Source organism: Mycobacterium sp. 1165178.9, assembly GCF_001673555.1.
Classification (GTDB): domain Bacteria; phylum Actinomycetota; class Actinomycetes; order Mycobacteriales; family Mycobacteriaceae; genus Mycobacterium.
In genome coordinates, this window is sequence record NZ_LZMB01000262.1 from 1 (window position 1) to 13,563 (window position 13,563).

Genomic DNA, 13,563 nt, shown 5'->3' on the forward strand with positions numbered 1-13,563 from the left:
ACCACGATCTCGGTGGAACCGCCGCCCAGGTCGACGACGACGAAAGGGCCTGCCGCACTGTCCAACTCGCCGACCGCCCCACGGAACGAGAGCTCGGCCTCTTCGGCGCCGGTAATCACCTCCGCCACCGCTCCGGGCAGTACCGTGCCCAACACGTCGGCGGTCATCGCAAAGAAGGCATCGCGGTTGGCGACATCGCGGGCGGCGGACGTCGCCACCATTCGCACGCGCCGCGCGCCGTGTTCGTCGATCAAGGCCGCGTAATCGGTGAGCGCCGCGCGGGTCCGTGCTATCGCATCCACCGCGAACTCGCCGGTCGCATCGACACCCTGCCCCAGCCGCACGATCCGCGTCTCCCGGTGCACATCGCGCAGCCGGCCCCCGTCCAAGTCGGCGATCAGTAAGCGAATTGAATTGGTACCGCAATCGATTCCCGCGAGCCTGCCGTTCACCATTGCCCTACCACCAAAATGCCGGCCATTGCGGGCTCGTCGGCCAGGATCGCCAGCGCCTCGTCGCCGAACGGATTGACGCCGGGGCCCTTGGCCAGCGAATGGGCGATCAGGACGTGTAGACACTTGACCCGGTCCGGCATTCCGCCGCCGGAGAACGTGGTCCCTAGTGATTCGATGGCGTCTCGTTCGGCCAGATACGACTCGTGCGCACGTCGGTAGGCGGCCGCCAATTCCGCGTCCTGGGCCAGCCGCTCGGTCATCTCGCGCATCAATCCCGTGGTCTCCAGCCTGCTGGCGGCGGCCGTCAGCGCCGGATGGGTCAGGTAGTACAAGGTCGGGAACGGCGTGCCATCAGGCAGTTTCGGCGCAGTCTTCACCACGCCGGGTTCACCATTGGGACAACGGTAGGCGATTTCGAGTACCCCGCGCGGCTCGCGCCCGAGCTGGCGCGCCACCGCTTCCAGGTCTGCACGATCAGCCACCGGGACCCGTGGGATTCGGTGCGGGCACCGGTTCGGGCGATCCCGGTTCGGCCGGAGGGGGCGGGGGCGCAGGCGAATTGGCCGGCGGCAGGTGCGGGGCGTCGGCGATGGTGTGCCACAGCGACGTGTACCAGGGATCACCGTTGCCCGGTTTCGCCGACGGGGATCCCGGCTGCTCTGGCTCGGCCGCCGACGGCGGAAGCTGCACCTGGAACGGGATGTCTCCGGGCTTGACGAAGCCCAGCCGCTCGCGGGCTTGCGCCGCTATGTAGGCCGGGTCAGCGAGTTTGGCCTTCCGCTGCTCTAACTCCGCGACCTGGCTGCGCAGCGCCGCCTCGGTGGCAGCCAGCTGATTCATTTCGGTGCGCTGCGCAAAGTAGGTGCGCACCGGTCCGGCGATGGTCAAAGTCAGCACGCAAACCACAGCCGCCAGCACCGCCGCGCGGCGCGCGGTGAAACCCAGCCGTTGCTCGGAGCGCTGCTCAACGGATTCGGCGGCTTGGCGCGTGATGGGTTCGACGACATGCTCTTGTTGTGTTCGCGTAGGCGTCCGGCCCGTCTGGTTCGCCGTGGGCGACGTCCGCGAAGTCGGCTTGGAGGACGGCTTGGCCGTGCGACGGCCCCGACCCGAATCGCCGGCCTTCCCCGGGCGGGATGCCGGGGAGCGCCGCTTCGAGTCGGGCCGTTTCGCGTCAGCCATGTCAGCCGTTGAACGTCAAGCTATTTCGCCTCCACGGCGTACCGAGGGAAGGCCAGGTCACCGGCGTAGCGGGCGGCGTCACCAAGCGCCTCCTCGATCCGCAGCAGCTGGTTGTACTTTGCGACGCGCTCGCTGCGGGCCGGCGCACCGGTCTTGATCTGCCCGCTGCCGACGGCCACCGCCAGGTCGGCGATCGTGGTGTCCTCGGTCTCGCCGCTGCGGTGGCTCATCATGGTGCGGTAACCGCTGTGGTGGGCCAGCGCGACGGCGTCCAGCGTCTCGGTCAGCGTGCCGATCTGATTCACCTTGACCAGCAACGCGTTTGCGACGCCCTTGTCGATGCCCTCTTCTAGCCGCTCGGGATTGGTGACGAAGATGTCGTCGCCGACCAGCTGCACCCGGTCGCCGATCGACGCGGTCAACGTCGCCCAGCCGTCCCAATCGTCTTCTGACAGCGGGTCTTCGATGGACACCAGCGGATACGAGCCGAGCAGTCCGGCGTAGAACTCCGCCATCTGCTCGGCGGTACGGGTGGCGCCTTCGAACTTGTAGCCGGTCCCGTCGGTGAAAAACTCGGTCGCGGCCGCGTCGAGCGCCAGCGCCACGTCGTCGCCGGGCTTGAAACCGACCGACTCGATGGCCCGGCTGATCAGATCCAGGGCCGCGGTGGTGCCCGCGACGTCGGGGGCGAACCCGCCCTCGTCGCCCAATCCCGTGCTCAGCCCCTCCTTCTTGAGCACCGACTTCAGCGCGTGATACACCTCGGTGCCCCACCGCAACGCTTCGGCGAAGCTGGGCGCACCGATCGGTGCCACCATGAACTCCTGGATGTCGACGGCGGTGTCGGCGTGGGCTCCGCCGTTGAGGATGTTCATCATCGGCACCGGCAGGATGTGCGCGTTCGGGCCGCCGAGGTAACGGAACAACGGCAGCTCGGCGGAGTCGGCGGCAGCCTTGGCCACGGCCAGCGACACGCCCAGGATCGCGTTGCCGCCCAGTCTCGACTTGTCGGGCGTGCCATCCAGATCCAGCAGCGCCTGGTCCACCAGCCGCTGATCGTCCGCGTTCAGGCCGATCACCGCCGGACCGATCTCGTCCAGCACGGCCTGCACCGCTTTCTGCACGCCCTTACCGCCGTAACGCTCGCCGCCGTCGCGCAGCTCCACGGCCTCGTGCTCACCCGTCGACGCGCCGGACGGCACCGCCGCGCGGGCAAAGGTCCCGTCGATCAGGGCTATCTCGACCTCGACTGTCGGGTTACCGCGGGAATCGAGGATCTCGCGGGCCCCGACCTGCTCGATAATCGGCACTGAGTTCTCCTTGCGTCGTCGCCGGTGCGTGCTTTCGCCGGTCAGCGATACATCCTGCTACAGCGGGTGACCTTTCGCGTAAGCGGTCGCCCAATCGCGGACCGCCCGGGCGTACACACCGGAGTTGTTATAGGCGCGCAGCGCGGTGATCCAGCCGCGGGGCGTTCCGAGATCCTTTCCGCGCCAACACAGATAACCGGCCGCGGCGAGCGCGGCGTCGTCGATGTTGTCCGGGCTGACGCGGCCGTCGTTGTGAGCGTCGACACCATAGAGCCGCCACGTCTCCGGGATGAACTGCATCGGCCCCATGGCGCGCGTCACGCCGTCACCGTCAGTGACGGCTTCCTCGGTGTCGACGATGCGCAGCGTGCCGCCGCTGCCGTCGAGGCGGACACCCCGGATCGGGGGGCTCACATCGCCGTTGGGGGCCAGCCGCGCGCCGCGGTACGTGCCATGGTGGCTCTCGACCTGGCCGATGCCGGCCAGAGTGGTCCAGGCGATGTGGCATTTCGGGTTTTCGACCTCGGCGACCCGGGCGGCGTAGGCGTATGCCTCGAGCGCGATCACCGGGATCTCCAGCCCCGCCGACCGCTGCACCGCCCACTCCCGCAACTGATCCGCGGGCCGGCCGCTGGCATGGGTGTCCACCGCGGGCACCGCATCCCCGGCCGGAGGCGGGACGCCGTCGGGAATGAACAGGCTGAGCTGCCAGGTACAGCTAGACGCCAGCACGATCGAGGTTGCGCCGATCACGGCGGCCGCGCGCATCCAACGCCTCGGCGACACCATGCTTTCCTGAGCTCCCCACACTCGCCTGCACCAACTTCCGCCACACCATCGTCCCATGCGTTCGGCAACTACCCGGTTGCCCCGGGCCTCGGCGCACCGACGTATCGCCGGTTTCAGCTAATGACCGGTTAGCTGCTGGTCGCCTTGGCTAGCGCGACCAGACCGACGCCGACCACGGGGATTCGCAACCTCATCGGCGATATTACCGAGCGGCCGATGACAAATCCGGCAAACATTCCGGCGATCGCTCGCACCGACGGGCGAAAGAGTTGAAAAATCAGGCGCGGCGCCGCCGCGGTAACCGCGCTGCGGTTGCCTCAGGCGTCTCGGGCCGCCGCGTCGGCGCTTGCTTCCACCTCGACCAAGTCGGAGTCGGGCTCGCCGTCGGTCTCGGCCGCCGACCGTTGATCGTCGAGTGCCGCCGCAACGGCCGGCCAGTGCTCACGCCACTCCTCCTCGGATATCTCGCCGAGCGGGGCTACGTCGAACTCCTCGGGGACATCGGTGCCGCGGCGTGCGGCCGAGATCGTCCGCTCGACTTCGCGGACCGTCTCGACGAAGTCCAGAACGGCCGCGCGCAGGGCACTTTCGGCATCGACGTCGGCCGACACTGAAATCGAGCTGATCGCCTCGGGGATCAGCTCGGCGGGCAGGCCCGCTTTGCCGGCACGCGCAATGACCTTCTGGGCCAGCGCCAATGCGGGCTGTCCGGTGTGCACGTCGTCCATCACCGATTTCCGCGGCTTTTCGGCAGCCTTGCGCTCTTCCCACTGGGCCAATTGTTCTTCAAGCGAAATAGATTGCCCGGCAAGCACTCCCGGTACCCGATTGCCCAGTTTACGCATCAGGGTGGCGGCGACGTCGTCGATGGTGAAGGGGAACTCCGACGCGTCCTCGGCGATGCGGGCGTGGAACAGCACCTGCAGCAGCACGTCGCCGAGCTCTTCGCGCAACGCCTCGGCATTGCCCCTGCCGACCGCGTCCAGCAGTTCGTAGGTCTCCTCCAGCAGGAATCTGCGTAGGGAGTCGTGCGTTTGCTCGCTTTCCCACGGCCCGGCGGTGCGCAGTTTGTCCATCATCGCCACGGCATCGATCAGCCGTTCACCACGCGGGGTCTCGGGCGCCGCGATCAGCCGGGCACCGGCCGCCAACCGTGCGACGACGGCCGGATGGTCGCGGTCCGACGACAGCAGCACCGGGGCGTCGTCGCCGGAGTGCGCCGGCCGCGCCGCGGGCAGCGACCAGGGCACCGCGACGGGCATCTCTTCGGTGTATTGCACCTCGCCGGACAGGTGCTCGATGGCTTCGACCGGCACCAGCGACGGTCTGCGGGGGTCGAACAAGACGACGATCATCGCGCCCGTCGCTCCTCACTTGCCATCGATGCGGGCAGTTCACTCGTTATACCAATGTCTGTTTGCGGTTTGCCCTGCAGTGCCGTCACCAGGTTGGCCACCATCTGCACCAGCTCGACATCGCGCAGTCGCGGCGCGCCGACCCCGCCTGCTCGCGGAATGGGAACCTGCACGGTCGACGTCGTGGCGCGGTAGCTGGCGGCCGGATACATCCGCTTGAGCCGCACCTGAGCGGAGTCCGGCAGCGTCATCGGCGAGAGCCGCACGGTCGACGCCGACACGGCCGACACCTCGGTGACGCCGGCATCGCGACACAGCAGCCGCAGCCGCGCCACCGCCACCAGCCGCCGGGCCGGCTCGGGCAGCGCCCCGTACCGGTCGACGAGTTCCTCGACAACCGCGTCGATCTCGCCGTCGGAGGACGCCGCGGCCAGCCGCCGATACCCCTCCAGGCGCAGCCGATCACTGGCGATGTAGTCCGGCGGCAGGTGCGCGTCGACCGGCAGGTCGATCCGCACGTCCTTGGGCTCCTCGGCCGTGGTGACGGTCTGGCCGTCGGCGGCAGCCCGGTAGGCCTCCACCGCCTCCCCCACCAGCCGGACGTAGAGGTCGAAGCCCACCCCGGCGACGTGCCCGGACTGCTCGACGCCCAACACGTTGCCGGCGCCGCGGATTTCGAGGTCCTTCATCGCGACGGCCATGCCCGCGCCCAGCTCGTTGTTCTGCGCGATGGTGGCCAGCCGGTCGTAGGCCGTCTCGGTCAGCGGCGCGTGCGGCGGATAAAGGAAGTAGGCGTAGCCACGCTCTCGGCTGCGACCGACCCGGCCGCGCAGCTGGTGCAGCTGCGAGAGGCCGAAGGTGTCGGCCCGCTCGACGATCAGCGTGTTGGCGTTCGAGATGTCCAGCCCGGTCTCCACGATCGTGGTGCACACCAGGATGTCGTACTCGCGGTTCCAGAACCCCTGCACCGTGCGCTCGAGCCGTTCTTCGGGCATCTGCCCGTGCGCGACGACCACCCGCGCCTCGGGCACCAACTCCCGGATCCGGGCCGCCGTCCGGTCGATCGAGCTGACCCGGTTGTGCACGTAGAAGACCTGCCCGTCGCGCAGCAGCTCGCGCCGCAGGGCGGCCGCGACCTGCTTGTCGTCCTGCGGGCCGACGTAGGTCAGCACGGGATAGCGCTCTTCGGGCGGCGTCAGGATGGTCGACATCTCGCGGATCCCGGCCAGGCTCATCTCCAGCGTCCGCGGGATGGGGGTGGCGCTCATGGTCAACACGTCGACGTGGGTGCGCAGCGACTTGATGTGCTCCTTGTGCTCGACGCCGAACCGCTGCTCCTCGTCGACCACGACCAGGCCGAGGTCCTTCCAGCGCACCCCGGTCTGCAGCAGCCGGTGCGTGCCGATCACCACGTCCACTGATCCGTCGGCCATGCCCTCGATGACGGCCTTGGATTCGGTCGCGTCGGTGAACCGGGACAGGCCCTTGACGGTCACCGGGAATCCGGTCATCCGGTCGCTGAAGGTCTGCAGATGCTGGTCGGCCAGCAAGGTGGTGGGCACCAGCACGGCCACCTGCTTTCCGTCTTGGACCGCCTTGAACGCCGCCCGCACCGCGATCTCGGTCTTGCCGTAGCCGACGTCGCCGCAGATCACCCGGTCCATCGGGATCGGCTTTTCCATATCCCCCTTGACCTCGGTGATCGCGGTCAGCTGGTCAACCGTCTCGGTGTAGCCGAACGCGTCCTCCATCTCGGCCTGCCAGGGGGTGTCCGGACCGAACGCGTGCCCGGGGCTGGCCTGCCGCTTGGCGTACAGCGACACCAGCTCACCGGCGATCTCGCGCACGGCGCGGCGGGCCTTGGTCTTGGTGTTGGTCCAGTCGCTGCCGCCCAGCTTGCTCAGCGCGGGCGCCTGCCCGCCGACGTACCGCGACAGCTGGTCCAGCGAATCCATCGGCACATACAGCTTGTCGGATCCGCCGCCCCTTTTGCTCGAGGCGTATTCGAGCACCAGATACTCGCGCCGGGCGCCGCCGACGGTGCGCTCGACCATCTCCACGAACCGGCCGATGCCGTGCTGGTCGTGCACCACCAGATCGCCTGCGGTGAGCGCCAACGGGTCAACGGTGTTGCGCCGCTTGGCCGCCAGGCGCTTGCCCTCGACGGCCGCCACCCGGCTGCCGGTCAAATCCGTCTCGGTGATCACCACCAACGTGGCGCCCGGGATGATGACGCCGTCGTGCAGCGGTCCCTTGAGCACACCGACCACGCCGGCCTTGGGCGCGGCACCCGATTCGAGCATGGCGGCGGGGGTGTCGCATTCGGCCAGCCGTTCCACCACGCGGTGCGCGGTCCCGGTGCCGGGTGCGACGACGGCGGCGTAGCCGCCCGTGCTGACGTGCGCTCGCAGCATCGCGAATATGCCGTCGATGTCGTGCTGGTGCCCGCGGGCCGACGGCGCCGACCGGATCTCGAGCTCTACGGCCGACTCGTCGGACAGCTGGCTCAGCGTCCACCACGGATGCCCCCCGCGGGCCGCGGCGGCCCGCACGTCATCGAGTTCGGCGAAACCTGATCCACCGAACTGCGCCACGTCGACCGGCGCGTCGGTGCCCAGCGCGGCCACCGACCAGGACGCTTCGAGGAATTCGCTGCCGGTCTTGATCAGGTCGGCTGCCCGGGTGCGGACCTTTTCCGGATCGCAGAGCAAGACCGGTGTGCGCTGGGCCAATTGGTCGGTCAGCAGCACGTGCTCGCCGGGCCGAAGCACCGGCAGCAGCGCCTCCATGCCGTCGACCGCGATGCCCTCGGCGATCTTGGCCAGCATGTCGTTGACGCTGCCCGTGATGGCGGGCTCGGTGGTGCGGTGCCGCGCGGCCAGCTCGGCGGCGCGCTCGCGCACCTCATCGGTCAGCAGCAGTTCACGGCAGGCCACAGCGATGAGGGTGTCCACCTCGATCTCCGGGATCGAGCGCTGATCGGCCACCGAGAACATCCGCATCTCGCTGACTTCGTCGCCCCAGAACTCGATGCGCACCGGATGCTCGGCGGTCGGCGGAAAGACGTCGAGAATGCCTCCGCGCACGGCGAATTCGCCGCGCCGGCCGACCATGTCCACCCGGGTGTAGGCCAGCTCGGCGAGCCGGGTGATCACGCCCTCGAATTCGATTTCCGCACCGACGCTCAACGTGACCGGCTCCACCAGCCCCAGCTGCGGCGTCATCGGCTGCAGCAGCGAGCGCACCGCGGTCACCACCACCTGCAGGGGCGGACCCAGCCGCGCATCGTCGGGATGGGCCAGCCGGCGCAATACCGTCAACCGGGCGCCGACGGTGTCGACGCCGGGCGAAAGTCGCTCGTGCGGCAGGGTTTCCCACGACGGAAAGACCGCGACGGCATCGCCGAAGACGCCGCGCAGTTCGGCGGTCAAGTCGTCGGCTTCGCGCCCGGTCGCGGTGACTACCAGCAGAGGACCCAACCGCGCCAGCGCGCTGGCGACGAATAGCCGTGCGCTGGCTGGACCCACCAGGCTCAATTCGGCCGGCGAGGCGGCCGCGGTGTCGATCAGCTGCTGGAAGGTCGGCGCGGTGAGCGCCAATTCAACGAGCCCCGCGATCGGGGTTTCTGGGCGAGCAGCCCCCGGTGCGGTCATGATGAATTCCATTCTAGGGGCCCTCAGCGACAGGGCCGGACACACCGAACCTCGTCAATATCGAGCTCGCCGCCGTCAAGGGATCGTAAGGAAGGCACCGCGGAGTTATTCGGCGGCGCACGTTGAATTCATGACATTGCTGGATATCCTGCCGTCTCTCGGTCAGGCGGCTCCCCCGCGTTTCGATCCCGCGATCTGGCCCGTCACCGCCCACCCCGACGAGGAGGGCAGGCTGTGCGTCGGCGGTGTACCGCTGGCCGATATCGCCGACGAGTTTCACACCCCGGCCTATGTCATCGACGAAACCGACTTCCGGCATCGCGCCCGCCGCTACCGCAAGACGCTGCGCGGCGTCGAGGTCGTCTACGCCGGAAAGTCGTTACTGACCACCGCGGTGGCCCGCTGGGCGCGCGAAGAGGGCCTCGGCCTCGACGTCTGCTCCACCGGCGAGCTGGCCGTCGCCCTTGCCGGTGGGGTCGACCCGGCACGCATCGTCATGCACGGCAACGCTAAATCGCCGGAGGAACTGCGCGAAGCGGTGTGCGTCGGGGTGGGACGCATCGTGCTGGATTGCGGCATGGAAATCGCCTACCTCGCCGGGCTGGCGCGACGGCGCCAGCCGGTCCTCATCCGGGTGACCCCGGACATCGACATCCACGGCCACCGGGCCGTCACCACCGGCATCAGCGACCAGAAGTTCGGGTTCACGCTGCACGGTGACCGCGCCGACGTCGCGGCCCAGCGGGTGCTCGCGCACCCGATACTCGACCTGGTCGGCCTGCATTGCCATATCGGCTCGCAGGTCACCGACCCCGTCCTCTACGGCGAAGCCATCCGCCGGATGATCGCCGCGATGGCCGACATCCGGACCAGGCACGGCGTCATCCTCACCGAGCTCAACATCGGCGGCGGGCACGCCATCCCCTATGTGCCCGGCGACCGCGAGCTCAACCTCTCGCAGCTGGCCGACGCCATCGAGAACGCGCTCGACGAAGCCTGCGCCGCCGAGCATTTCCCGCGGCCCCAGATCGTGGTGGAACCCGGGCGGGCCATCTGCGGCCGGGCCGGCGTGACGCTGTACCGGGTGTGCTCGATCAAAACCCAGCCGGGTGGACGCACCTTTGTCGCGGTCGACGGCGGCATGAGCGACAACCCGCGGGTGTCGCTGTACGGCGCGCAATACACGGCCGCGCTGGCCAACCGGCATTCGCTAAGACTCAAGCAGCGGGTCACGGTCGTCGGCCGGCACTGCGAGGCGGGCGACGAACTCATCCGCGATATCGAACTGCCCGCCGACCTGCACCCCGGCGACCTCCTGGCCGTGCCGTGCACAGGCGCCTACCACCACAGCATGGCGTCGAACTACAACATGGTCGGTCGTCCCGCGGTGGTAGCGGTCAAGGACGGGCGAGCCCGCGAACTGGTTCGCCGGGAGACCGTTGCCGACCTGCTGGCTCGGGACTGCGGCTAGCCCGCTACTCGTCCTGCAGCCGAGGGTCGGCCTCGAGGTGGGTCAGCCCGTTCCACATCAGGTTGACCAGGTGGGCGGCGACGACTTCCTTCTTGGGCTCCCGCGTGTCGAGCCACCACTGCGCCGTCATCGACACGGAGCCGACGAGGGCCTGGGCGTACAGCGGCGCGAGCCCTGGATCCAGGCCACGACGGGAGAAGTCGCCGGCCAGGATGGAGCTGACCTGGTTGACGGCGTCATTGAGCAGGCTGGAATAGGTGCCCGAGCTGATCGCGGCCGGCGAGTCGCGAATCATGATCCGGAAGCCGTCGGTGCGCTGTTCGACGTAGGTGAGCAGCGCCAGTGCGACCCGCTCGACGCGCACCCGGGACCGGTTATTGGTCAGCGACGAGGTGATGCCGTCGAGCAGTGCGGACATCTCGCGGTCGACCACCACGGCGTACAGCCCTTCCTTGCCGCCGAAGTGCTCGTAGACGACCGGTTTGGACACGTTGGCGCGCAGCGCGATCTCCTCGATCGACGTGCCTTCGTATCCGCGTTCGGCGAACAGCGTGCGCGCGATGCCGACGAGCTGCTGGCGGCGCTCGGTGCCGGTCATCCGCGCGCGCGGCGCCCGCGTCTCTTTGTCCGGTTCCTTGTCCAGCACGGCCACGTCAATCAGCGTATCGGTCAACAGCCGACAAGCGGCCCGCATCGTCGTCAGACTAAAGTCTTCTTGGCGCGGTCGGAATCAACCCGCCGCTCGCCATGGGTTAGCGATCCGTCGTGGTGTAATCGGCAGCACCTCTGATTTTGGTTCAGAAAGTTCAGGTTCGAGTCCTGGCGACGGAGCTTCAACTGCTAGTTGCGAAATCCCATCGTTTTTTGCCTTCACCGCAGATGAAGTGACACGCTTGACGGCGTGTCGGCGCTTCCGCGCGCAGCGCGTGCGGGACAAACGCAAGGAGGGTTGATGTCGTCTCCTGGTGATACCGCGGTCCTGGTGCTGGCGGCCGGGCCCGGCACCCGGATGCGGTCGGACACCCCAAAAGTCCTGCACACCGTTGGTGGGCGCAGCATGCTGTCCCATCTCCTGCACACGATCACCAAGGTCGCTCCCCAGCACCTCGCCGTCGTCCTGGGCCATGATCACGAGCGCATCGCCCCTCTCGTGGCCGACTGGGCCGACGCCCTCGGGCGTCCCGTGGATGTGGCGCTGCAAGAGCGCCCCCGCGGCACGGGCGACGCAGTACTGTGCGGCCTGTCCGCGCTGCCCCCCGACTACGCCGGGGTCGTCGTCGTCACCTCGGGCGACACCCCGCTGCTGGACGCCGACACTTTGGCCGATTTGATCGCCACCCACAGCGCGGCGCCGGCCGCGGTGACCGTGCTGACCACCACGGTGAGCGACCCCAGCGGCTACGGCCGCATCCTGCGCACCCAGGACAACGAGGTCATGGCGATCGTGGAACACGCCGACGCCACGCCCTCGCAACGCGAGATCCGTGAGGTCAACGCCGGTGTCTACGCCTTCGACACCGCGGCGCTGCGCTCCGCACTGAACCGGTTGAGCTCCAACAATGCCCAGCAGGAGCTCTACCTGACCGACGTCATCGCCATCCTGCGCGGCGACGGCCTGGCCATCCACGCCCGCCACGTCGACGACAGCGCGCTGGTGGCCGGCGTCAACAACCGCGTCCAACTCGCGCAGCTGGGCGCCGAACTGAACCGCCGCATCATCGCAGACCATCAGATGGCGGGCGTCACCATCGTCGACCCGGGCACCACCTGGATCGACGTCGACGTCAGCATCGGGCGCGACACCGTCATTCAGCCGGGGACACAGCTGCTCGGCCGCACTCAGGTCGGCAGCCACTGCGTCGTCGGCCCGGACACCACGCTGACCGATGTCAGCGTGGGCGACGGCGCCTCGGTGGTGCGCACCCATGGCACCGCGTCGTCGATCGGTGCCGGCGCGACCGTCGGGCCGTTCACCTACCTGCGCCCCGGCACGGTGCTGGGCGACGACGGCAAGCTCGGCGCGTTCGTCGAGACCAAGAACGCCACCATCGGCACCGGCTCCAAAGTGCCGCATCTGACCTACGTCGGAGACGCGGACATCGGCGAGCACAGCAACATCGGCGCGTCCAGCGTGTTCGTCAACTACGACGGCGAATCCAAGCGGCGGACCACCATCGGCTCGCACGTGCGCACCGGGTCGGACACCATGTTCGTGGCGCCGGTGACCGTCGGCGACGGCGCCTACACCGGAGCCGGCACGGTGGTGCGCAACGACGTCCCGCCGGGAACGCTGGCGGTATCCGCGGGTCCGCAACGCAACATCGAAGGGTGGGTGCGCCGCAAGCGCCCGGGCAGTCCGGCCGCGCAGGCGGCCGAGGCCGCCGAGAAAGCCGCCGGTCAGAGCACCCCCCCGGTCCCTACAGCCGGCCAAACGCCAGAAGCCGAACCGACACCGTGAATTTGCTAGCTGGCAACCCGGCCACAGTTCCGTACCATTCGCTTCGTACGATGGGGCCTTCCATCCCCCACCCCGATTTGGCGAGGGCAGTGCGTTGAGCCACGACTGGACCGATAACCGCAAAAATTTGATGCTCTTCTCCGGCCGCGCGCATCCGGAGCTGGCCGAGCAGGTGGCCAAAGAGCTCGACGTCCACGTCACCGCACAGACCGCGCGGGAGTTCGCCAACGGCGAGATCTTCGTGCGGTTCCACGAATCGGTGCGTGGGTGTGACGCTTTCGTCCTGCAGTCGGCCCCCGACCCGGTCAACAACTGGTTGATGGAACAGCTGATCATGATCGACGCCCTCAAGCGGGGGAGCGCCAAGCGGATCACCGCGGTCATGCCGTTCTATCCCTATGCCCGGCAGGACAAGAAGCACCGGGGCCGCGAGCCAATCTCGGCCCGCCTGGTCGCCGATCTGCTCAAGACCGCCGGCGCGGACCGGATCGTCACCGTCGACCTGCACACCGATCAGATCCAGGGCTTCTTCGATGGGCCCGTCGATCACATGCGCGGCCAGAACCTGCTGACCGGCTACATCCGTGACAACTACCCCGACGGCAACATGGTGGTCGTCTCGCCCGACTCCGGGCGGGTGCGCATCGCCGAGAAATGGGCCGACGCACTGGGCGGCGTCCCGCTGGCCTTCATTCACAAGACCCGCGACCCGCGGGTGCCCAACCAGGTGGTGTCCAACCGCGTCGTCGGTGAGGTGCAGGGGCGGACCTGTGTCCTGATCGACGACATGATCGACACCGGTGGCACCATTGCCGGCGCGGTCAAGTTGCTGCGCGACGAGGGCGCCGGTGACGTGATCATCGCGGCCACCCACGGTGTGCTATCGGATC

General features: G+C 68.5%; 10 protein-coding genes, 1 tRNA gene and 1 pseudogene. 4 read left to right on the top strand and 8 right to left on the bottom strand.

Annotated elements, in window-relative coordinates:
• The 7 genes and pseudogenes from A5652_RS11705 to mfd form a co-directional block, all read right to left on the bottom strand.
• Nucleotides 1–455 (bottom strand): annotated as a pseudogene (locus tag A5652_RS11705) (exopolyphosphatase); the annotation flags it as partial.
• Nucleotides 449–937: a DUF501 domain-containing protein gene (locus A5652_RS11710; RefSeq protein ID WP_067350864.1), complete on the bottom strand. Its 489-nt coding sequence runs from the start codon at nt 935–937 to the stop codon at nt 449–451. The pseudogene A5652_RS11705 and the gene A5652_RS11710, both read right to left, overlap by 7 nt.
• Entirely contained in the window at nt 930–1,637 is a 708-nt protein-coding gene (locus A5652_RS11715) for a septum formation initiator family protein (RefSeq protein ID WP_067350867.1), read from the bottom strand. Before A5652_RS11715 ends, A5652_RS11710 begins: the two co-directional genes overlap by 8 nt.
• 20 nt (nt 1,638–1,657) lie before the next feature.
• Nucleotides 1,658–2,947, bottom strand: coding sequence for a phosphopyruvate hydratase (eno, locus tag A5652_RS11720; RefSeq protein WP_067350870.1), 1,290 nt, complete (start codon nt 2,945–2,947; stop codon nt 1,658–1,660).
• Nucleotides 2,948–3,004: 57 nt separating this feature from the next.
• On the bottom strand, nt 3,005–3,733 hold the full coding sequence (locus tag A5652_RS11725; RefSeq protein WP_156745287.1) for a lytic transglycosylase domain-containing protein: 729 nt from the start codon (nt 3,731–3,733) through the stop codon (nt 3,005–3,007).
• Nucleotides 3,734–4,053: 320 nt separating this feature from the next.
• On the bottom strand, nt 4,054–5,091 hold the full coding sequence (locus A5652_RS11730) for a nucleoside triphosphate pyrophosphohydrolase (protein WP_067350876.1): 1,038 nt from the start codon (nt 5,089–5,091) through the stop codon (nt 4,054–4,056).
• The gene (gene mfd, locus A5652_RS11735) at nt 5,088–8,744 is read right to left on the bottom strand and encodes a transcription-repair coupling factor (RefSeq protein WP_197513925.1); all 3,657 of its coding nucleotides are present in this window, start codon (nt 8,742–8,744) and stop codon (nt 5,088–5,090) included. Before mfd ends, A5652_RS11730 begins: the two co-directional genes overlap by 4 nt.
• Nucleotides 8,745–8,874: 130 nt before the next feature.
• Between mfd and lysA the strand changes: the two genes are divergently transcribed.
• Nucleotides 8,875–10,215, top strand: a complete 1,341-nt coding sequence (gene lysA, locus A5652_RS11740; protein WP_067350883.1) for a diaminopimelate decarboxylase — start codon at nt 8,875–8,877, stop codon at nt 10,213–10,215.
• Nucleotides 10,216–10,219: 4 nt separating this feature from the next.
• Here lysA and A5652_RS11745 read toward each other — a convergent pair whose 3' ends face one another.
• Nucleotides 10,220–10,813 (bottom strand): TetR/AcrR family transcriptional regulator, encoded by a 594-nt coding sequence (locus A5652_RS11745; protein WP_156656103.1) that lies wholly within the window; start codon nt 10,811–10,813, stop codon nt 10,220–10,222.
• A 161-nt stretch (nt 10,814–10,974) separates the two neighbouring features.
• Between A5652_RS11745 and A5652_RS11750 the strand changes: the two genes are divergently transcribed.
• The 3 genes from A5652_RS11750 to A5652_RS11760 form a co-directional block, all read left to right on the top strand.
• Nucleotides 10,975–11,046, top strand: a tRNA-Gln gene (locus A5652_RS11750).
• Between the two features lie 121 nt (nt 11,047–11,167).
• Entirely contained in the window at nt 11,168–12,673 is a 1,506-nt protein-coding gene (gene glmU, locus A5652_RS11755) for a bifunctional UDP-N-acetylglucosamine diphosphorylase/glucosamine-1-phosphate N-acetyltransferase GlmU (RefSeq protein WP_067350886.1), read from the top strand.
• A 94-nt stretch (nt 12,674–12,767) separates the two neighbouring features.
• The coding region (locus tag A5652_RS11760) for a ribose-phosphate diphosphokinase (protein WP_067350890.1) at nt 12,768–13,563 on the top strand (796 nt) is incomplete at its 3' end.